Genomic DNA, 16938 nt, shown 5'->3' with positions numbered 1-16938 from the left:
TTACATGAAAGCTTTGTCCACATGAGTTGTCGCACTTTGTATAAATTGGTTCCATATTATTCACTACCTTCTAAGCGTGTTGGTAGTTCATCATCAATAGGGAAACTAAAATTCTTTCCACAACCGTTACACTCATTGTCTTTAAGGAAGTTATCTTCGAATGTTGTTGTGTATTCAGTCGAACCACATTCACATTGCCAACCATTATCAATCGCATCTAACTCATCTGCTAATGCTTCAGCGTGCTTTGCAATTGCTCGTAACTTTAATTGCATTTTGTTTGTGTCTATATCAACGTCGATTTGGATTGATTGTTTAGGTTTATTTGATTCAGCCCTATGCTTCTCTTGCCATGCTCGACCGATACGAGTCAACTGCTGCACCTGTTCTCGTGGTGCATAATAAGGATTGCCTAATAAGGTATCGCAACGAGGACATTTGCTATATCCATCATCTAACAATCCGAACCTAAATCTATGACCTTGTTGGCATTCAATAATCATGAAGTTTGCATTCATTCTTTATCCCTCCAAATTTTATTGGTTCCGACAGTACGAACAACATTCGATTCTTTATCACAATACTTAACAATGAAATTATGTTGTCCTGGTGATTCATCGTCTTTTGTTACGTAATTGTATTGAAGTTCGATAATACCTTCGATAGTTTGACCATTCAGTTTAATATTTGGTGGTTTATTTGGATTAGTCATCATGACTTCGATTTGGTTGTTTCGGTATTTGTGCAGCTTCCAAGTATCAACGAATGCGCCATTGCATTTAGGACAAATAGTCACTTCCTGATATTCCTCTTTACTGTTGTGCAATACCGTTCCTTTGTGGTCGCAAACTAAGCATTGCGCTTTAAATTGATACGGTCGTTTCATTTCCTCTTCACCTTCCCGCTCTTTCTGATGAAGAAAGCTCTTGTACATGTTGCTCTAAAAGTTTCATAAATTCTTCTGGACTTTCGATTTTAATATTACAGTGCAACATAACAGATTCTAAAATCGCCTTAAGTTTTGCGTCTCTTTCTTCTATCAAATCAAAAATAGGTTTACTGTTTTCTGCTACTTGTTTGAGGTATTGTTCGTGCATTGCTCGCAATACACTTTCGTCAACTTTAGGCATCTCTACCTTTTCGTCAGAGAAACCATTTTCAAATAACCAAACTTTATCGCTTATTGAAAAGTTCGTTCGTATATCGATAACTGGTCTCGAAACTTCATATATTGTTCCGCATTTCGAACAGTTACATTGATGATAATTGAAAAGTTCAGTGTTAAATGTTGTGCTTAACATTTCTCCACAACTACATTGAAACGAAACAACTGTATTAAAAGCCACGCTATTTCCTCCTTATCGCTTAAACGTTCATTATTACGCCTAGAATGCGCATCATGTTCGCCTCGCCTTTCCGTAAACATCTTTACAATCCATCTGAAGTACTTCACGCGCTCTTTCAATGTCTTGATTGATTTGTTTAAGCAAAGCTTCATCAGAACGTAGTTCAGCGACTTGCCTTACTGTTAATTCTCCAGTGTGCGTTGTTACTTTCTTGTGTGCGATAAAATGTTCTAATGCATTACGTTCAGCCATTAATTGTTTGTAGCTACGTTTTACATTGAATCTACTCATGACGTTCACCTCGCCTTCCACAGATTAATCCCAAATATTGTTTGCATAAAATTGAAACTTTTCCTCTTCCCAAAGCTCATCGATTTCTTCTTTAACCTTCAATGCTTCAGGTTCATATTGAGTGTTTCTTAATAAAGTGATTAAACGTTCTAAAGGTTTTAAGACTACTTCTTTATCCATTTCATTCACCCTTTCAAGCAATATAAAAAGCCCCGCTCGTTTGAACGTGACTTAAAATTATTTATCATTTACTTTCGATATCCAGTCTGTACGTTGGAACTTCATATGTTCAACAGGATTACTGCTGCAACATTCTTTGCATCCATATTTTAAACACGCTTCAGCGCCACCTAAAGCATATCCGAAAAAGGAAATGAGCCTGTGTAAGTATTTCATCTTTTCACCTCTTCATTGAGAAGTATTTATTAATACATTATCACAAGGTTTATAAAAAGCCCCACTCGATTGAGTGAGACTTATCGTATTATTTAATATCATGTTTTAAACCGCAGTCGCATTTAACTTGATTATTTTTATCAACAACTACACGTTCGCCTACTGCATACCATTCTGGATTTTCGTTGCTATCCATTTTTATATTATGCGGTATTATCCATCGCACAACTTTACCGCACCCACACTCTAATTCACCCGTAATATGTTTACTCATTATCAACACCTCCCATCCACCTACAATTGTAAATGAAATGGAAATAAGAACAAATGATACAATTTTGATATAATAAAAAGCCGTACCGCAATTGGCACGACCTTTTATGTATTCTTTATATTTTTTCAATATAAATAATCAATTCTTGTTTATAACCACCATCAACCGTGTAATTATTCCACTTATGACTATCGTATTTAAACACACCTTCAACACCAATCACGATGTCGCTTTCTTGTGCTAATTTAAGCGTTCCGTAAGCATCGGAAGTTTCAAAAGATAGCATTTCGTGGTCATCTAAACATAATGTTACTTCAAACATTTATTTCACCTCCCATCCATTTACAATTGTAAATGAACTGGAAGATGATAACAGTAATATAATTTTGATAATAAAAAGCCGTACCGAAATGGTACGACTGTGAAATATTTTTAAGAGACAGGCAAGGAATCTAACCTTGCAAGCTTGATGTTTACCCGCAATTGAATCAAGCGACTACGTTACAACCCAGATTAGGAAAGCGGTTCTTTTACGTAACCATCATTGCGTCTACCTATTCCGCCACTGCCTCACATTAAAAAGCAAATCGCATAATCAACTATGGAAAAGATATAGTTTTCGTTTTATTTTTGTGCATAAAATAAATGGATCATGCGATGTGTACAAAAATATCACACTACCATCATAACACATAAGGTATGCCCATGTGGCGCCCATTTTGCGCCCTTATCATTCCAGCTTCACCCCATATATACCAAACAATAAAACTGAATACCGCGCTCTTACTCTGCTTAATATTTTCTGAATAGTACGTTTGTTGAATTGATAAAACTCTGCCAATTCTGCTGGCATAGTCGCATCTACATAGCGCTTCTTCAAAATATTAAAGTCTCTTTCATTATTTTCACGCTTATAAATAAATTCCAAAGCTTCTAAAGCGCTGTCCATATGCCTTATCATGACTATAGTTCTTTGCGAACTTTCTTTAATCGCCCCAACAATATCATCCGAAAATTCGAGTAATTCAATCAAACTTTCTGTTTCTTTCATAACAACGGAACTAGATATAGATGCTTTTGCTTTTTCGTCAATACGCTTCACATATTCTTTCAGCATAATATAGCTTTTTAACAACTCTTCTACATTGTGTAATCGTTTGTTTTTTTCTTCTTGCTCGATAGATTTCTTTTTCTTTTGGTATTCTTCTATCGCTTTTTCAGATGCAACCTCTGATGCAATCGCAACTATCAGTTCAATTATTTGTTGGTTATTCATAATTGCCTCTTCAACCGTGGTCATAACACACCTTCTTTCAAAATGAAAAATTCTCATTATCCGTTTCATCTAAACTAAAATCATCAAGTGAATTTTCATCATACTTGACTGCACCTTTTATAAAACCTTCTATAAATAATTTTTGTTTAACCACTTTAACATGACAATTTGGATGTAGATGGAAATTAACTCTCTGGTAATCTTCTTTGCCGCGCACATATACAGATTTTTCGCCCTTCTTTATTATTCCAGTGCAACCATAGCATTCATGTTCTTTCCTCGTTGTTACCATTCGTTTATTTAATATTTCAAGCATACAGGCCTCCCGTAATGCTACATTCATTTCGTTTACCCAGCCGCGTCCGTAATTTTTTTGTGCTGGTGAAGATACTTGAATCCATCTTCCGCCGGACGTTCTTGGGCTTTTTAAATCACGTTCAAAACGACGTCTTTCTGCTCTATTCATAACTATCACCCTCCGATTTTTTCGTTATAAAGTTTTAGCAATTCCTCATCAGTTAGCGTCTCGAAATATGAATCTGCATAATTCTTTGCATTAAAAGTTTGCAAGTACATAATTAATTCCTCTCGCGTTAACGTCTCTTCCATATCTGATTGCTCCTTTCATAACTCCTGGTATGGTAACGCCAATAAATTTCGGTTCACAAATTCATAGCAGCGCTCTACATTACGAAAAACTTCCTCGAAATCCATTTCTTTTTCCACGATGTAAAACTTTTCGGTGCGCTCGATTTTAATATCCTCAACATATAACGAGTCCCCTGGTTGCAGCGCATCAATTTTTCTAAAAATACAGTCATTTTTCTTTATGATGGTGTCATAATCAAACATATTTAACTGAGCAATTGACATAATGCCAGCCCCCTCGCTCTTATTTTTGTTTGCTAGGGTATTTCCGTCTGTGTGGATGCTGTTTAGTTGGCACAGCAGCCGCATCGATTCCCTCGCTAATGATTTCGTAACGCTTATGCGAAACGACGGTCGCGTCATCCGTTCCGCATATGTCTACAATGACCGATTTTTCGAGCAACTTACGCACTATGCCTGTTAGAGCAACTTTCGTTTTCCTGTCCTCCCATTCAATGACGTCGCCCGGTTTTGCTTTTGCCATAAAAAATCACCCTTTCTTGTTAATGCTCAATCCTGCCTTTTACCTTATTTTTTTAATGCTCATGAGGACGTAATCTTCCGGAATACCCAACTGTCCACCTTCCAGTAAGTAAGTGACCTTTGCTTCTACCGCGCGACCTGTATAAAGCATTTTGTCTGGATCATATTCATTCAGCTTCAAGGTGTCGCCCTCTCGATACGAACGATTGTTGAATCTATACTCGAAAGTCTTCAGTCCTTTTAAAACCGCTTCAAACGGCGCTGGATGGATTTTAAGTTCGTGCGTTATGCGTTTTTCTTTTTGCTCTGACTCTAAGCGCTTTTCTTTTGCGATTGTAGGCGTTAATGATTTACCTTCCTTGTGTTCCTCTGCTGCTTCTTGTTGCTGTTCTTCTGGCAACTTCGATAGTTCGTATGCAGTGGTGATGTTTATATTCCCCTCGCTAAATTCATCCTTTAGATCTGGCGTGAGATTTTTATTGATGCTCTCCATGCGAGCTACTTGTGAAGACGATACATTCATGAGCTGCGCGACGATCTCTCTTGTTCTTCCGGTAAATTTATAGCCGCTTCTTTTTAAATCCTTTAGCAACTCTTGTAGCCGCGCTGCCTGATATGTTTTTTCATAGTCCGATAATTCACGTGCCGTTGCATTGGCCAATATAAGTTGCAATTCTGCCTGTATATCATCCGTAGATGCGATTATTTTGCAAGGTATCTTCTTGAATTGTTCATTGCCTTCATCGAATAGCTCTTTCATAGCTTTTAAACGCCTATGCCCGCTAATCACTTCAAAATAATCCACCTGTTTACGGACTAATAAATTTTGTTGTAGCCCCATTAATTCAATACTTGCTTTTAATTCCGCTACATCGTGAACAGTGTATTTATTCATTTCAGATGGTCGTAGTTTATCGATGGAGATGTGTTCTATTTTGAACACAACCCCTTCCTTTTCTCCTGCTTCCTTCGATTTGTCGTTCATTAATTGGTTTAAATTAAATTTCATGTGTTTGTCCCTCCTTTTTGTGTCCGAAACTAACACATTTGTAGATATTCATTGACAAGCGCCTCGTAGTCTTCGCCAGCAGTTGTCTTTTTGTAATCTAAAAGTGGTTTCCCGGCGAATGTTGTCTCATCCACCTTCACCGTTTTACGAATTTTTGTGTGGAAAAGTGGATAATCTGTGTATGAATTCAAATATTCCCCACCTTGAATGTTGACACCGTTCTTTTGAAACATCGTAATGAAGCAGCCTCGAAAAACGAGCTTATCGTTAAACTCTTTTACATCTTCAATTTGCTCCACTAACTGCTCCAAGCCATCAAATGCAAATTTATCGACCTTAATCGGCACTAAAACATCGTCAGACGCAACAAGCGCGTTAATTACACTCATATTGATGTCTGGCGCATTGTCGATGATGCAGTAATCGTATTCGCCTTCTAGTTGTCGTAAATATTTGCTCAATCGCGTTTGTTGCGGTCTTGATACATCTAGCAATATTTCTTTATTGGCACGCAGCAGGTTCATGTTGGCTGGTATCACGTCTAATCGCTCATATGCTGTTTCTTTGATGACACTCTTTATGTCTAAGCCGCGCTCCGTTAACAAATCTGCTATACTCTTATCCTCATACCCGTGTAAATCGAAAAACTTCGACGTGTTCCCTTGCTTATCGTTATCGATCAGCAACACTCTTTTACCGTGTTTTTTTACTAACGTATACGCAATATTAATAGATGAAATGGTTTTAGCTACGCCGCCTTTTAAGTTGATTATGCTGACCGTCTTCATCGTCATATATTTTTCTTCTCCTTTTCGTGACATCTTCTATCCGTTTCATTTGTACGTACAGGTATGCTCCACTTACGTATTCTGAAAATGACACTTCCATTTTTTTGAACTGATAATTTTTATACATTTTTTCAAATATTTCTTGCGCACTGATTTCTTCTATTGCTATTTTGGCAGCGCGTCTACGTGTCAATTTTTTATCTGATACTGTAACTGTAGGTTGTTTTAAATTACGACTAGGCGTATAGCCCTTTGCTGTTTTCGGCCCCTTTTCTTTGACTAAATACATCCCAAGTCCCGTGAATCCAAAATCATTCGCTTTCAAACGCTTTGAATTAGCTAACCCTTTATTCCACAGTTCTTCCGCTACTTCTCTATCTGGGAAATTTGTTACCATGTGATGATGAGCGCGCACTTTTTCTCCGTTTCTTGTGTGTTCGGTGGAATAAATATATTTCAGTTCAAAGTTTTCATACTCCGTCTGTTTCCTTAGCCAACGTTTCATACGTCGCACAAGATTCACCATATCTTTTTTCGCTTGATCATAGTCTGCTGGTACATGAACATCTGCGTATGTGTATGTCATATACAAATCGTTGTACTCGCAGAAATTTGCATTAATTAATCTAGCTACATGCTTCTGCCTATTTTTTTCATTCAGCTTTTCTTGTGCCTTACTGCTATTTTTGTCTCTTTTCGCACGTTTACCTTGGGGAACTTTCCAGTACGGATATGCTTCTACTTCTAAAACAGCACCACTCCAAATACTTTTCACACGATATCCCGCTATAACTTTATCCAGTAAACCATCTTCATGCATCTTTGTGATTTCCGATTCGCCATACGCTTCCTCGTACACTTCTAACACATGCTTCGTTTGTTTTTTTCTTTTCTTCATGGCTACTCTCTCCCGCACATTAATAATCTATTAGTCTTGTTAGATATTTGCCGTGGTCGTAAATCTAATATCCATTACAAGGACGCTAATTGACTATCCGCCATGAAAAGCTTTATAATAGCTGTAGGTTGTTTGGCAATAGTCAAACGAGCCGCGCGAGCTGGTCAGAGCGATGTGCGGCACTTTTTATTTTTGTAAGTGTAAAGCCCCTGTGATGATACACAAAGGCTTCATTTTCTGTTTTATATTTATGGACCTGTTGTTCCAGCAACTGGTCCTATTTTTGTTCAAACTCGATATATCCTTGCTGCCAAGCCCCTACAAATTCATGAAACTCCCAACCTTGTTTTTCTAGTTGCCGCGCAACGAAATAATCACCTAAAATATCTAAAAGACATTCACTTAACATTAAATCAACCTCTACTATTTAATTAATTTAATAGCACGTAATAGCGTCTCTTGTTCGAATGCGCTATTTGCATTGCTTGCTAACTGCTCAAGATTTTTTACAACGTCTACTTTTTCGGCATTTGGTGCGTATTTTTGTAAAATGATTCGGTCGTCCTCAACGAAAACCTCCAATGAATCTTTTTCCTCGATTCCTAATGTGCGACGTAGTTCAATCGGCAAAACAACACGGCCTAACTCGTCAACTTTGCGAACAATACCTGTACTTTTCATTATTAATTTATCCCCTTTACTTTTTTATTCATTGCTAACAGCGCATATCGTATTCCAGCTTGCACCCCTTCTTGATGACTTTCCCAATACGCAGGCACTTTTTGATGATACAATTCAACAAGTATTTCAATTGGTGTATTCACTGATTTGGTTATTTGCTCAATTTGCTTTTCCCTCATCAACATCCACCCTTTCGCTGTTTTCGTAACATGCTTGCGAAGTAATTCAATTCGTTCATCCTTGGACATTAAACGCCAATCACGAATTTTTATTTTCAACCAGTTCCTCCTTCCGTTGTAGTTATCAAATTACTTCTCGTTTTATTTTCACTGGCGAAACCATGCAGCCAATGTTTAATGGCTTCATATTCTTAATCGCTTCGTTTAACTGCTCTTCTGTATAAATCCCGTATTTCGCCAATGCCTTCCAGATTTTTTCATGCCGCGCGTCCATAGGTGACTTATTTTCAGCTTCAACGCTCATGCTATACACTCCCTCATTTTGAAGTATTTGGTACAATCACCTAAAGGAGGTGATACATATGTTTGTTTATCGAAGTCCGATTGGAACATTTTCAATCCGCGTATTAAACGGTCGCTATGCCTTATGTTTCGCAAACGATGTGTTAGGATACTATAATTCCGCTGTTGCAGCAGCAGATGACGTTTATACACATACAACAGGTCATGACAAGTGGGACGCTTTAGACTGCAGAGTGAATGATGTTCCAACCGATATCTATGAATGGGAAAAAATTTAGCGTCACATTAGCGTTAGATTGTTCACTTTCTTATAGCTCGTAATTGCGCGTACAAGTTCAGCAAGAGCTAAAATCTCTTCTGGGCTTGTTTGCTCATTAAGTGACTTCGTTTTTTTGAGAAACAAGATTCTCCAAGTTCTCCGCCACTTCTTTTGCTTTTTTCATCTCTTCCCCTCCTTCCTGTGCATCTATCAAATTCTATAATCTGGTATAATCACCTATAGAAAGGTAGGTGATACATATGAAAATTAAAATTCATTGTAATATTTGCGCAGAAACTTTTCGTATTTCTAGCGAATATTTAGCTAAAAAAGATTCCGTCGTTTGTCCGAATTGCAGTTCGGAATTCCCAAACGAAAGCTTCGAGCAGTTAAAACAAGGGGTTGCTTTAATTGTTAACAGTCGTTCTTTAATGCCTTTAGAAAATACTCCCCAAGGTTACACTCATATTTTTAACTTCGCTATTATTGATTGAAAATATTGATTGGGATGTTTCTTAACTGAACTTTCGTATCTCTCAGCAAATCTACCGCTTGCTGATACGAAAGTTCTTCTTCTTGAAGTAACTGAATAATCTTCCAAGTGATTTTCCGCTTCTCAGAATCATCTATATTTCTTTTAACCTGAATTACAGACTTCTCTTCACCCATCCACTGCACCTCACTCTCTTTTTCTATTAACGTCGCTACCGTCACATCAGCTATAAGTCCGAATAATTTATACCGTCATTGGCTCGGTATCACAGCGCATTAAAACAAGAATGTGACAACCACTGCGCTGGCTCCTCTGCTGTTTATAGATATGCTCTTCACGACTCATGACCTAATTTGATATAATGAAAAATATTACAAATAAGGAGGATTTTATATGAAAACATGTTTTATTGTTTGTCCAATAGGTAACGAAGGTTCTGAGACTCGCAGTAACTCTGATACTGTACTGGAGTTTATTATTGAACCAATTTGTCATGAGCTTGGTTTTACGGTTACACGAGTTGATAAACTGTTTGGTGTCGACAGAATTGACAACACAATATATCAACACCTTTCCGAAGCAGATTTAGTGATTGCTGATATGTCAGAACACAACCCTAATGCTTTTTATGAAATGGGTTATCGACACGCACTTGGTAAACCATTGATCCCTATTATGAAAGAAGGGACAAACATACCATTTGATTTAGCTACTTTGAGAACTATCAACTATGCGACAGATAATTTAAAAAAAGCTGAAGATGCTAAAAAACGGTTAAAAGAAACAATTCTGTCGTTTGATTTTTCTGCGGAAAACAACGATACTGAAGCTCAGCCTGAAGCACATCAAACGAATCTAGTACCTCACTTATTAAAAATCCAAGACGAAATTAATGATTTGAAAAATATAATGCTTGCAAGAAATAATGAGGTTGCTGCAACAGCAGTTGACCTTGCAGTTAGTCAAATACAAAAAAATAGTGTTTCCCCTCAAGATAAAGCGTTGGAATCTTTCTTGTCTATCCTAATGAATGATCCATCAAAAGCAGATGGAATTATTGAAATGGCAAAAAAATTCGAAAATCTATAATAGTTTTTTATGCAAACTCAATCCTTTCACAAAGCCCATTAGATATTGTATTTGGGCTTTGTACTCTTTTAACTCCGCTTCCAAAGCTGCTATACGCTTCTCGAATTCCTGAACTTTCTGCTCCATTCTCTCACTCCCCTAAAAACATCTAACGTCGCTACCGTCACATCAGCTATAAGTCCGAATAATTTATACCGTCATTGGCTCGGTATCACAGCGCATTATGATATTTTGTATCTTTTCAAGCTGAATTTTTATCTTTATTTTCACTAACAAGCACAGCGCCTTTAATTACGTAAAAAAGTCTGAACTTTTCTTCCTCTGACAATTTGCTCAACATCTCCACAAACTCTTTTGTATCTACTTTCTTCTCTTGCAGGGTCATATTAGCCACCCCCCTCACCTCCTATTGAAAAATAGTAAACGTTGCTACCGTTATATAAGCTATCAGCTAGAATTTGAATAAATCCCGTTCGTTAATTGATTAATTTGGTATAATCACCCATAGAAAGGCAGGTGATACAAATTGATTAATACACATTCCATATTTCACGATGCAACTGACTATGACCGAGAAATATTTATCCGGGCTTTCGATAGATACCTTGAAGATATTAGCCTCTATACTAATGGCATCCCATCTCAAGAAACTAAAGAAAGAAAGTTGTTCACTTCACTCAAAAACAAAGTCAGTGCCAATGTTCAATTCTTCTCGTCTGACGAGCTTGATCTCTTCCATACCTCTACAGACTCTTTCATTAGAGACATAATGACGGAAGAACCTGAAGTAACAGCTGTATACAGCAAAGAAGAGTTAGAAAAAATGTATACTTCTTTAAAGATATTCACTCGCCGTTTGGATGACTTTACGTATGAACTCCACATGAATTCTTAACGTCACTCAACATCGCACCTAATATCGTATAACCTTCTCTTTTAAGTACAGGCGTTTGTTTTCTATACGACTCTAATATTGCGTCATACTCTTGCTTACTCATCTCGCCTGATGAGTAAGCTTCTTTGTACTTTATAAGTTGCTCTCTATCCGTACGCATTTTATGACGTAACTTCATATATCGTTCACGAGCTTCCTGAATATTCAACTCTTCACCCATCTCTTGCACCTCACTTTCCTTTTCTATTAACGTTGCTACCGTCATATAAGCTATGAGTCTGAGTAAGTTATACCGTTATAGGGGCGGTATTACAGTCCTTTTATTATTTGGTATAATTAACCTAGAAAGTGAGGTGAATTATACCATGCAAGAAATCTCTAATTTATTGAGTGACATTAACGACAACGACCGAGCTGTCTTCATTATCGCACTCAAAGAATTTCCTAAAGCAGCTAAGCAATATACACACGATCCCGCTGCTGGAGCTCTTAACAAAAAAGTAGCTAAATCAGCCATAAATAAAATCGAGGTAAAAGCTAGCCGCTTTTCGGCAGATGAAATGAGAGTATTAGACATTGCCTTAATCTTACTTAAAGAGAAGGTTGATACAGCCGAAACAAATGGTTTTTCGGATGAATTGTGTAACCAGATACATGCAACTATCGATAAATTCCTCCCTACTCTTGATGAGTTCGTGAGTAGCTTACTCGAATAATTACATCATTAGGAAATCTAGTATTCACCAATTTATACAATCGTTCTATCCCTTTCGTTTTCACCAGCGAAGGGGATTTTTTATTACCTTTCACTATCTCGCACCTCACTTTCTTTTTCTATTAACGTTGCTACCGTCGTATCAGCTATCAGTCCCAATAAGTTATACCTTCATAGGTTCGGTATAATGTGCATTAGTTAGTTTTCAAAGTGACAATTTATAGCACAATTTGTTTTCTATAGAATACAATATAATACACAAAAGAAACTTTGTAAACAATTTTATCCAAAAAAGTTTTCTCTTGAAACCTTTTTGTGTTATAGTTTTCGGGAAGGGAGGTGAATAGATTGACTGAAAATGAACGCATAAAAGAATTACGCCAAGCGTTGAAGTTAAAGCAAGAGGAGTTCGGTAATAGAATTGGACTCACAAAATCTAGTATTTCCAACATAGAAAATGGGACAAGAAGCGTCACCGAAAAACATATCATGATGTTAGAAAAGGTTTTCAACGTCAACGAAAACTGGCTTCGCACTGGTTACGGTGAAATGTTTATTGAAAATGATTCAACCATCATTACTGAACTAGCAAGTGAATATCGGTTAGATAATTTCGATAAAATGATTATCGAACATTATGTAAAGTTAGATAGCGATGATAGGAAAATTATTAAAAACTACATTCTCTCGTTAGCTACAAAGATGAATGAAAGTGAAATTGCCGCTTCTGTTGTTGAGGATAAAATTGAGGCAGAAGTTGAAAAAGATCTGGATATTCTTCGCCAAGAATTAAGAGACGAGAAAAAAGCCCAAATGTTATCAGCCTCGCACGCGAAAGATATAGGTTAAGAGGTTTTTTATATTGGATGTAAGAAAAATAAGAACGTTATGATACAAGCAAAAATAATCTAGCAAATGAGTAAATAGTTAATTTGCAAATTAATTACATAGAAGAGAGTAGCTCATTTGCTACTTTTTTCTTATTAGGAAGGTGTTATTGAAGTGAAAAAGGCAGCATTATATGTACGTGTAAGTACGTTGCACCAAATAGACAAGGATTCTTTGCCTTTCCAGCGCCAAGAGTTAGAAAATTACGCAAAGTATGCATTGAACATTGAGGATGTAGAAATTTTTGAAGATGCTGGCTACTCCGCCAAGAATACTGATCGCCCCAAATATCAACAAATGATGCAGCGTATACGCAACGGAGAATTTACACATTTACTTGTATGGAAGATTGATAGGATTTCACGTAATCTTAAAGATTTCTCGGAAATGTATGAGGAATTAAAAGATTATAAAGTAACGTTTGTTTCAAAAAACGAACAATTCGATACATCTACAGCAATGGGCGAAGCAATGTTAAAAATAATCCTGGTGTTTGCTGAATTAGAGCGCAAACTTACTGCAGAACGTGTATTTTCGATTATGCTTTCCCGCGCTGAAAAAGGTTTATGGAATGGCGCAACTGTGCCGCTAGGATATGTATGGTCAGATGAAGAAAAATTCCCTGTGATTGATCCGGAAGAATCAAAGATTGTTCAACACATTTATAACTTGTATGAATCCTTACGATCAACAATAAAAGTGGCCTATCGTCTTCATGAAGAAAATATTGCTACAAAACGAAATGGGCAATGGACAGCAAAGACCGTTCGCGATATTTTACGCAATCCTTTTTACATTGGGACATATCGCTATAACATGCGTGAAAGTAGTGGAAGTAGAAGGTTAAAAAATAAAGAAGAATGGATTGTCGTTGAAAATAATCATCCTGGTATCATCGAAAAGGAGCAATTTGAACGAGTTAATCAATTATTATCTGATAATTATAGAGGTTTAACTGACGTGCAGCGAGCCGATATCCACAAACATATATTTTCTAAAATGCTTTACTGTGGTAAGTGCAACGCTTTATTAACTGCTGGCTTAGATGCAGCTCGAAAAGATGGGTATCGTCCTTCTCGTTATACATGCGTTACATCCGGTGGTGCTAAACGATGTAGTAACTATGTTAGCGATATTATTATTGGACCGTTTATTTTTAACTATGTTTCAAATCTAATTAGGTTACAAGAACGCATAACGCCTAGACATTCCATACGTGATATGGAACGAGCTTTACTTCGAGGTAAAGCTTTTATTGATGTAGTCGGTGTTGATAACGAATCTTTAAAAGAAACCTATTTCGCACTTACTAACGGTATGTCTGGACAAGAATATTCTGCTGCTTCAAAAGATGAAGTTGACATTCCTAATATGGAAATCGAGCGTTTACAAAAAGAAAAAACAAAGTATGAAAAGGCTCTAATACGCTTAGAGGATTTGTATTTGTTTGATGAGGATGGCATTAGCCAGAAAGACTATATCTTCAAGAAGCGTGACCTTCAAGAACGCCTTGAAGAAATAGAAGTTGAAATTAATACATTGCAGCAGAAAAACGAGGATAAAACGAGTGACGCATTTGTTGATAATGCCCAACACTTTTTAATTACTAAGGAAATGCAGCAAGCACGTCATGTAGATTATCGTACTTTATCGGATATAATTGGCCGAGAAGCATTATCTGATTTTATGCACACAATAATTGATAAAATTGTCGTTTTAGATAAGCGTGTACAATCTATCACTTTTAAGAATGGTATCACACATACCTTTGCATATAAGTCACTTTTACAAAGCAAATCTACTGCATCAACTAGGATGCAATACAGAAATTATGAAGGTGCTGTATTGGATTACTTGAAAGCAAATGGACCTGCTTCCCGAGCTGATCTTCAAAAGGCTACTAACATTTCTCGTGATGGAATCTTTACGTTATTAAATGAATTAATTGAGCGTGGTATGGTTATAAAAACTGGACAATCTACAGCTACACGTTATCATTACAACGAAAAAATCACTTAAAACCGGACATTTTAAGTGATTTTTCCAAGCCGTTGAAGCCTTGATGTTACTGTATTCCTACGCAATCATATTTATATTTACTTGTGCACAACCTAATGTGTGAAAAGCCACTTTTGACAAGGCTTGTACACCTCTTTCATTCAAATTCATAAGATATGGCAGAAAGCGCATAAAGAGGCGCTGTTTCTGCTCGTAAAATACGAGGTCCTAAGCTCATAATTTGCGCACCCGCTGCGACTAAAGCGTCTGCTTCTTTGCGCGAAATACCACCTTCAGGACCGAAAATACATAAAATTGATTTCGATTTATTATCATACACTTTTTTTAGCTTATCCGCAAACCTTGTGCGTTCAGATGCTTTTGCATCCTCCTCATCAGCAATGAATACGACATCAAAATCTGCTACTCGTGCTACTAACTGTTTAAATGAAATCGGCATCTCCACTTCTGGTACATATGTACGATGTGATTGTTCTGCCGCTTCTTGCGCGATTTTTTGAAGACGCTCTTGATTTTTACGTCCTTTTTTGTCATCCCACTTCACGATAGATCGTTCAGCAGCAAATGGAAGTAACGCATACATACCAAGCTCTGTCCCTTTTTGCGCGATTAACTCTAATTTATCACCCTTTGGTAAGCCACAAGCAATCGTCACATGTACGGGCATTTCTGGAGAAGGAATGGTCTTTCCTGTAGGTTTTGCGAATATATCCGCTCCTACTTCTGTAATTTCACAAATCTGTGCTTCTCCGCTATGCACAACAATAATTTCTTCACCAACCGTCATGCGCATTACTTTACCAATATGACGAGCATTATCACCCGTTATCATAAATTCACCTGTTTCCGTTACGGGTTGTTCAACAAAATAACGTTGCATGAAAATCCCTCCTTTATACGTAAAATGCTAAAAGTACTGGTCATAGTACGATTGTTTCGCCACTTTTTTGAAAAGTTTCGCCATTTCCTCGAAAAGTCTCGCCAAAACGGTAAAACCCTCACTAAAAAAGTAGACAAAGCCCGCCAAGACTTTGTCTACATAAGCTTTATCTACATTTTATTGTGGACGACGTGCAACGATTGCGACCCAGTCTTCCATCATTAATACTTCTTCAATCGTGAAGCCGGATTGTTCAAGTGCCGCCCTTACTTCATCCTTTTTAGCACCAATAATACCGCTCGTTACATATAAGCCACCCGGTTTGACAATCGAATACGCATCATCTGTAAACGTTATAATGATTTCTGCTAAAATGTTCGCCACGACAATATCGGCAGGCTCTTTTACTGTATCGAGTAAATTACCGTGGAATACTTCGACTATATGATCCACTTTATTTAATGTCACGTTTTCACGTGCAGAAGCAACCGCTACTTCGTCAAGGTCTAAAGCATGCACACTTTTTGCTCCAAGTAATGCAGCACCGATTGATAGTACGCCTGAACCTGTTCCTACATCGACAACTGTCTGGCCTGCTTGCACGACTTTTTCAAGTGCTTGTAAACACATCACTGTCGTTGGATGTGTCCCTGTACCGAATGCCATCCCTGGATCCAGTTCAATGATTAATTCATCTGTACTCACTGGCGTATAGTCTTCCCATGTCGGAACAATTGTAAAACGTTCCGAAATTTTGACAGGATGATAATATTGCTTCCATGCCGTAGCCCAGTCTTCTTCATCCACTTCACAAAGCGTTAAAATATTTTCACCGACATTGATATCGAAATTGATAAGGTTAGCAATTGCAAGCTTAATTTCTTCTACCGTTTCTGCTAAAAAGCTCGTTGCAGATAAATACGCCTTCACCACAACCCCACTTTTTGGGAAATCTTCTGGGTTTAATGCGTAAATTTCTCCAAACTGATCAATACGTTCTTTCGTTAATTCTTTTGAGTCTTCAATGACAACGCCACTTGCGCCTGCCTCATGTAAAATGTTTGAAACAGCTTCAACAGCTTCATGCGTCGTTAAAATCGATAGCTCTGTCCATTTCACTTGCAATCT

The 16938-nt window shown here is 37.3% G+C and carries 34 protein-coding genes; 8 read left to right on the top strand and 26 right to left on the bottom strand.

The window, feature by feature from the left end:
- Positions 1 to 56: 56 nt before the first annotated feature.
- The 8 genes from AC3II9_RS01320 to AC3II9_RS01285 form a co-directional block, all read right to left on the bottom strand.
- Positions 57 to 374 (bottom strand): hypothetical protein, encoded by a 318-nt coding sequence (locus AC3II9_RS01320; RefSeq protein ID WP_489152681.1) that lies wholly within the window; start codon positions 372 to 374, stop codon positions 57 to 59.
- 140 nt (positions 375 to 514) lie between these two features.
- Positions 515 to 886: a hypothetical protein gene (locus AC3II9_RS01315; RefSeq protein WP_489152680.1), complete on the bottom strand. Its 372-nt coding sequence runs from the start codon at positions 884 to 886 to the stop codon at positions 515 to 517.
- Between the two features lie 7 nt (positions 887 to 893).
- On the bottom strand, positions 894 to 1346 hold the full coding sequence (locus AC3II9_RS01310) for a hypothetical protein (RefSeq protein WP_489152679.1): 453 nt from the start codon (positions 1344 to 1346) through the stop codon (positions 894 to 896).
- Positions 1347 to 1397: 51 nt separating this feature from the next.
- On the bottom strand, positions 1398 to 1637 hold the full coding sequence (locus tag AC3II9_RS01305) for a hypothetical protein (RefSeq protein WP_489152678.1): 240 nt from the start codon (positions 1635 to 1637) through the stop codon (positions 1398 to 1400).
- A 24-nt stretch (positions 1638 to 1661) separates the two neighbouring features.
- Positions 1662 to 1817 carry a hypothetical protein gene (locus AC3II9_RS01300; RefSeq protein WP_489152677.1) on the bottom strand — a complete coding sequence of 52 codons (156 nt, stop codon included), beginning with the start codon at positions 1815 to 1817 and terminating at the stop codon, positions 1662 to 1664.
- Positions 1818 to 1874: 57 nt separating this feature from the next.
- Complete coding sequence (locus AC3II9_RS01295; RefSeq protein ID WP_489152676.1) at positions 1875 to 2033, bottom strand: hypothetical protein; 159 nt, start codon at positions 2031 to 2033, stop codon at positions 1875 to 1877.
- Between the two features lie 88 nt (positions 2034 to 2121).
- Positions 2122 to 2307, bottom strand: a complete 186-nt coding sequence (locus AC3II9_RS01290) for a hypothetical protein (protein WP_489152675.1) — start codon at positions 2305 to 2307, stop codon at positions 2122 to 2124.
- 115 nt (positions 2308 to 2422) lie between these two features.
- Complete coding sequence (locus AC3II9_RS01285) at positions 2423 to 2629, bottom strand: hypothetical protein (protein WP_489152674.1); 207 nt, start codon at positions 2627 to 2629, stop codon at positions 2423 to 2425.
- Between AC3II9_RS01285 and AC3II9_RS01280 the strand changes: the two genes are divergently transcribed.
- Positions 2592 to 2732, top strand: coding sequence for a hypothetical protein (locus AC3II9_RS01280; protein ID WP_489152767.1), 141 nt, complete (start codon positions 2592 to 2594; stop codon positions 2730 to 2732). The two genes, AC3II9_RS01285 and AC3II9_RS01280, sit on opposite strands and share 38 nt — an antisense overlap.
- Before the next feature lie 305 nt (positions 2733 to 3037).
- Here AC3II9_RS01280 and AC3II9_RS01275 read toward each other — a convergent pair whose 3' ends face one another.
- The 12 genes from AC3II9_RS01275 to AC3II9_RS01220 form a co-directional block, all read right to left on the bottom strand.
- Complete coding sequence (locus tag AC3II9_RS01275; protein WP_489152673.1) at positions 3038 to 3607, bottom strand: hypothetical protein; 570 nt, start codon at positions 3605 to 3607, stop codon at positions 3038 to 3040.
- 13 nt (positions 3608 to 3620) lie between these two features.
- A complete protein-coding gene (locus AC3II9_RS01270) occupies positions 3621 to 4049 on the bottom strand; it encodes a hypothetical protein (RefSeq protein ID WP_489152672.1) in 429 nt (142 codons plus the stop codon).
- Positions 4050 to 4054: 5 nt separating this feature from the next.
- A complete protein-coding gene (locus AC3II9_RS01265) occupies positions 4055 to 4192 on the bottom strand; it encodes a hypothetical protein (protein ID WP_489152671.1) in 138 nt (45 codons plus the stop codon).
- A 15-nt stretch (positions 4193 to 4207) separates the two neighbouring features.
- A complete protein-coding gene (locus tag AC3II9_RS01260) occupies positions 4208 to 4456 on the bottom strand; it encodes a hypothetical protein (RefSeq protein WP_489152670.1) in 249 nt (82 codons plus the stop codon).
- A 19-nt stretch (positions 4457 to 4475) separates the two neighbouring features.
- Positions 4476 to 4715, bottom strand: coding sequence for a DUF2187 family protein (locus AC3II9_RS01255; RefSeq protein WP_489152669.1), 240 nt, complete (start codon positions 4713 to 4715; stop codon positions 4476 to 4478).
- Positions 4716 to 4754: 39 nt separating this feature from the next.
- A complete protein-coding gene (locus tag AC3II9_RS01250; RefSeq protein ID WP_489152668.1) occupies positions 4755 to 5723 on the bottom strand; it encodes a ParB/RepB/Spo0J family partition protein in 969 nt (322 codons plus the stop codon).
- Positions 5724 to 5752: 29 nt separating this feature from the next.
- Positions 5753 to 6517: a ParA family protein gene (locus AC3II9_RS01245; RefSeq protein WP_489152667.1), complete on the bottom strand. Its 765-nt coding sequence runs from the start codon at positions 6515 to 6517 to the stop codon at positions 5753 to 5755.
- Positions 6468 to 7409 (bottom strand): rolling circle replication-associated protein, encoded by a 942-nt coding sequence (locus AC3II9_RS01240; protein ID WP_489152666.1) that lies wholly within the window; start codon positions 7407 to 7409, stop codon positions 6468 to 6470. Before AC3II9_RS01240 ends, AC3II9_RS01245 begins: the two co-directional genes overlap by 50 nt.
- A 277-nt stretch (positions 7410 to 7686) precedes the next feature.
- The gene (locus AC3II9_RS01235; protein ID WP_489152665.1) at positions 7687 to 7818 is read right to left on the bottom strand and encodes a hypothetical protein; all 132 of its coding nucleotides are present in this window, start codon (positions 7816 to 7818) and stop codon (positions 7687 to 7689) included.
- Positions 7819 to 7832: 14 nt separating this feature from the next.
- Positions 7833 to 8090 carry an AbrB/MazE/SpoVT family DNA-binding domain-containing protein gene (locus AC3II9_RS01230; RefSeq protein WP_489152664.1) on the bottom strand — a complete coding sequence of 86 codons (258 nt, stop codon included), beginning with the start codon at positions 8088 to 8090 and terminating at the stop codon, positions 7833 to 7835.
- Between the two features lie 2 nt (positions 8091 to 8092).
- Positions 8093 to 8368, bottom strand: coding sequence for a hypothetical protein (locus tag AC3II9_RS01225; RefSeq protein WP_489152663.1), 276 nt, complete (start codon positions 8366 to 8368; stop codon positions 8093 to 8095).
- Between the two features lie 25 nt (positions 8369 to 8393).
- Positions 8394 to 8573 (bottom strand): hypothetical protein, encoded by a 180-nt coding sequence (locus AC3II9_RS01220; RefSeq protein WP_489152662.1) that lies wholly within the window; start codon positions 8571 to 8573, stop codon positions 8394 to 8396.
- A 58-nt stretch (positions 8574 to 8631) separates the two neighbouring features.
- Between AC3II9_RS01220 and AC3II9_RS01215 the strand changes: the two genes are divergently transcribed.
- Positions 8632 to 8850, top strand: coding sequence for a hypothetical protein (locus AC3II9_RS01215; RefSeq protein WP_489152661.1), 219 nt, complete (start codon positions 8632 to 8634; stop codon positions 8848 to 8850).
- 241 nt (positions 8851 to 9091) lie between these two features.
- Positions 9092 to 9325 carry a hypothetical protein gene (locus AC3II9_RS01210; protein WP_489152660.1) on the top strand — a complete coding sequence of 78 codons (234 nt, stop codon included), beginning with the start codon at positions 9092 to 9094 and terminating at the stop codon, positions 9323 to 9325.
- On the opposite strand, the gene AC3II9_RS01205 is transcribed toward AC3II9_RS01210, so the two are convergent.
- The gene (locus tag AC3II9_RS01205; RefSeq protein ID WP_489152659.1) at positions 9315 to 9500 is read right to left on the bottom strand and encodes a hypothetical protein; all 186 of its coding nucleotides are present in this window, start codon (positions 9498 to 9500) and stop codon (positions 9315 to 9317) included. The genes AC3II9_RS01210 and AC3II9_RS01205 overlap by 11 nt on opposite strands.
- 217 nt (positions 9501 to 9717) lie before the next feature.
- On the opposite strand from AC3II9_RS01205, the gene AC3II9_RS01200 reads away from it, so the two are divergent.
- The gene (locus AC3II9_RS01200) at positions 9718 to 10413 is read left to right on the top strand and encodes a toll/interleukin-1 receptor domain-containing protein (protein ID WP_489152658.1); all 696 of its coding nucleotides are present in this window, start codon (positions 9718 to 9720) and stop codon (positions 10411 to 10413) included.
- Here the strand turns inward: AC3II9_RS01200 and AC3II9_RS01195 are convergent.
- Together AC3II9_RS01195 and AC3II9_RS01190 are read right to left on the bottom strand one after the other, a co-directional pair.
- The gene (locus AC3II9_RS01195) at positions 10408 to 10539 is read right to left on the bottom strand and encodes a hypothetical protein (protein ID WP_489152657.1); all 132 of its coding nucleotides are present in this window, start codon (positions 10537 to 10539) and stop codon (positions 10408 to 10410) included. The genes AC3II9_RS01200 and AC3II9_RS01195 overlap by 6 nt on opposite strands.
- 115 nt (positions 10540 to 10654) lie before the next feature.
- Positions 10655 to 10807, bottom strand: a complete 153-nt coding sequence (locus tag AC3II9_RS01190; RefSeq protein ID WP_489152656.1) for a hypothetical protein — start codon at positions 10805 to 10807, stop codon at positions 10655 to 10657.
- Positions 10808 to 10939: 132 nt separating this feature from the next.
- Here AC3II9_RS01190 and AC3II9_RS01185 point away from each other — a divergent pair, with 132 nt between their 5' ends.
- Positions 10940 to 11308 (top strand): hypothetical protein, encoded by a 369-nt coding sequence (locus AC3II9_RS01185; RefSeq protein WP_489152655.1) that lies wholly within the window; start codon positions 10940 to 10942, stop codon positions 11306 to 11308.
- Here the strand turns inward: AC3II9_RS01185 and AC3II9_RS01180 are convergent.
- A complete protein-coding gene (locus AC3II9_RS01180; RefSeq protein WP_489152654.1) occupies positions 11280 to 11573 on the bottom strand; it encodes a hypothetical protein in 294 nt (97 codons plus the stop codon). The two genes, AC3II9_RS01185 and AC3II9_RS01180, sit on opposite strands and share 29 nt — an antisense overlap.
- 100 nt (positions 11574 to 11673) lie before the next feature.
- On the opposite strand from AC3II9_RS01180, the gene AC3II9_RS01175 reads away from it, so the two are divergent.
- The 3 genes from AC3II9_RS01175 (at position 11674) to AC3II9_RS01165 (ending at position 14930) form a co-directional block, all read left to right on the top strand.
- Positions 11674 to 12024, top strand: a complete 351-nt coding sequence (locus AC3II9_RS01175; RefSeq protein WP_489152653.1) for a hypothetical protein — start codon at positions 11674 to 11676, stop codon at positions 12022 to 12024.
- Between the two features lie 347 nt (positions 12025 to 12371).
- Positions 12372 to 12872: a helix-turn-helix domain-containing protein gene (locus AC3II9_RS01170; RefSeq protein ID WP_489152652.1), complete on the top strand. Its 501-nt coding sequence runs from the start codon at positions 12372 to 12374 to the stop codon at positions 12870 to 12872.
- Between the two features lie 153 nt (positions 12873 to 13025).
- Positions 13026 to 14930: a recombinase family protein gene (locus AC3II9_RS01165; protein WP_489152651.1), complete on the top strand. Its 1905-nt coding sequence runs from the start codon at positions 13026 to 13028 to the stop codon at positions 14928 to 14930.
- 136 nt (positions 14931 to 15066) lie between these two features.
- Here the strand turns inward: AC3II9_RS01165 and AC3II9_RS01160 are convergent, their stop codons facing one another.
- The gene (locus AC3II9_RS01160; protein WP_489152650.1) at positions 15067 to 15810 is read right to left on the bottom strand and encodes a 16S rRNA (uracil(1498)-N(3))-methyltransferase; all 744 of its coding nucleotides are present in this window, start codon (positions 15808 to 15810) and stop codon (positions 15067 to 15069) included.
- A 177-nt stretch (positions 15811 to 15987) separates the two neighbouring features.
- Complete coding sequence (prmA, locus tag AC3II9_RS01155; protein WP_489152649.1) at positions 15988 to 16929, bottom strand: 50S ribosomal protein L11 methyltransferase; 942 nt, start codon at positions 16927 to 16929, stop codon at positions 15988 to 15990.
- Positions 16930 to 16938: the final 9 nt, after the last annotated feature.

It is taken from the genome of Lysinibacillus sp. RU7 (assembly GCF_057837305.1).
Note: the sequence above shows the minus strand (reverse complement) of the source record. Positions and strands in the feature narration are given on the sequence as shown.

Bases quoted from the DNA above. Each gene is read 5' to 3' on its own strand.
- AC3II9_RS01260 (WP_489152670.1), bottom strand. From the start codon at position 4,456: ATGTCAATTGCTCAGTTAAATATGTTTGATTATGACACCATCATAAAG.
- AC3II9_RS01265 (WP_489152671.1), bottom strand. From the start codon at position 4,192: ATGGAAGAGACGTTAACGCGAGAGGAATTAATTATGTACTTGCAAACT.
- AC3II9_RS01300 (WP_489152677.1), bottom strand. From the start codon at position 1,817: ATGGATAAAGAAGTAGTCTTAAAACCTTTAGAACGTTTAATCACTTTA.
- AC3II9_RS01200 (WP_489152658.1), top strand. From the start codon at position 9,718: ATGAAAACATGTTTTATTGTTTGTCCAATAGGTAACGAAGGTTCTGAG.
- AC3II9_RS01220 (WP_489152662.1), bottom strand. From the start codon at position 8,573: ATGAGCGTTGAAGCTGAAAATAAGTCACCTATGGACGCGCGGCATGAA.
- AC3II9_RS01215 (WP_489152661.1), top strand. From the start codon at position 8,632: ATGTTTGTTTATCGAAGTCCGATTGGAACATTTTCAATCCGCGTATTA.
- AC3II9_RS01195 (WP_489152657.1), bottom strand. From the start codon at position 10,539: ATGGAGCAGAAAGTTCAGGAATTCGAGAAGCGTATAGCAGCTTTGGAA.
- AC3II9_RS01315 (WP_489152680.1), bottom strand. From the start codon at position 886: ATGAAACGACCGTATCAATTTAAAGCGCAATGCTTAGTTTGCGACCAC.
- AC3II9_RS01160 (WP_489152650.1), bottom strand. From the start codon at position 15,810: ATGCAACGTTATTTTGTTGAACAACCCGTAACGGAAACAGGTGAATTT.
- AC3II9_RS01285 (WP_489152674.1), bottom strand. From the start codon at position 2,629: ATGTTTGAAGTAACATTATGTTTAGATGACCACGAAATGCTATCTTTT.
- AC3II9_RS01245 (WP_489152667.1), bottom strand. From the start codon at position 6,517: ATGACGATGAAGACGGTCAGCATAATCAACTTAAAAGGCGGCGTAGCT.
- AC3II9_RS01235 (WP_489152665.1), bottom strand. From the start codon at position 7,818: ATGTTAAGTGAATGTCTTTTAGATATTTTAGGTGATTATTTCGTTGCG.
- AC3II9_RS01175 (WP_489152653.1), top strand. From the start codon at position 11,674: ATGCAAGAAATCTCTAATTTATTGAGTGACATTAACGACAACGACCGA.
- AC3II9_RS01270 (WP_489152672.1), bottom strand. From the start codon at position 4,049: ATGAATAGAGCAGAAAGACGTCGTTTTGAACGTGATTTAAAAAGCCCA.
- AC3II9_RS01305 (WP_489152678.1), bottom strand. From the start codon at position 1,637: ATGAGTAGATTCAATGTAAAACGTAGCTACAAACAATTAATGGCTGAA.
- AC3II9_RS01180 (WP_489152654.1), bottom strand. From the start codon at position 11,573: ATGACGGTAGCAACGTTAATAGAAAAGGAAAGTGAGGTGCAAGAGATG.
- AC3II9_RS01205 (WP_489152659.1), bottom strand. From the start codon at position 9,500: ATGGGTGAAGAGAAGTCTGTAATTCAGGTTAAAAGAAATATAGATGAT.
- AC3II9_RS01210 (WP_489152660.1), top strand. From the start codon at position 9,092: ATGAAAATTAAAATTCATTGTAATATTTGCGCAGAAACTTTTCGTATT.
- AC3II9_RS01275 (WP_489152673.1), bottom strand. From the start codon at position 3,607: ATGACCACGGTTGAAGAGGCAATTATGAATAACCAACAAATAATTGAA.
- AC3II9_RS01295 (WP_489152676.1), bottom strand. From the start codon at position 2,033: ATGAAATACTTACACAGGCTCATTTCCTTTTTCGGATATGCTTTAGGT.
- AC3II9_RS01290 (WP_489152675.1), bottom strand. From the start codon at position 2,307: ATGAGTAAACATATTACGGGTGAATTAGAGTGTGGGTGCGGTAAAGTT.
- AC3II9_RS01255 (WP_489152669.1), bottom strand. From the start codon at position 4,715: ATGGCAAAAGCAAAACCGGGCGACGTCATTGAATGGGAGGACAGGAAA.
- AC3II9_RS01240 (WP_489152666.1), bottom strand. From the start codon at position 7,409: ATGAAGAAAAGAAAAAAACAAACGAAGCATGTGTTAGAAGTGTACGAG.
- AC3II9_RS01230 (WP_489152664.1), bottom strand. From the start codon at position 8,090: ATGAAAAGTACAGGTATTGTTCGCAAAGTTGACGAGTTAGGCCGTGTT.
- AC3II9_RS01250 (WP_489152668.1), bottom strand. From the start codon at position 5,723: ATGAAATTTAATTTAAACCAATTAATGAACGACAAATCGAAGGAAGCA.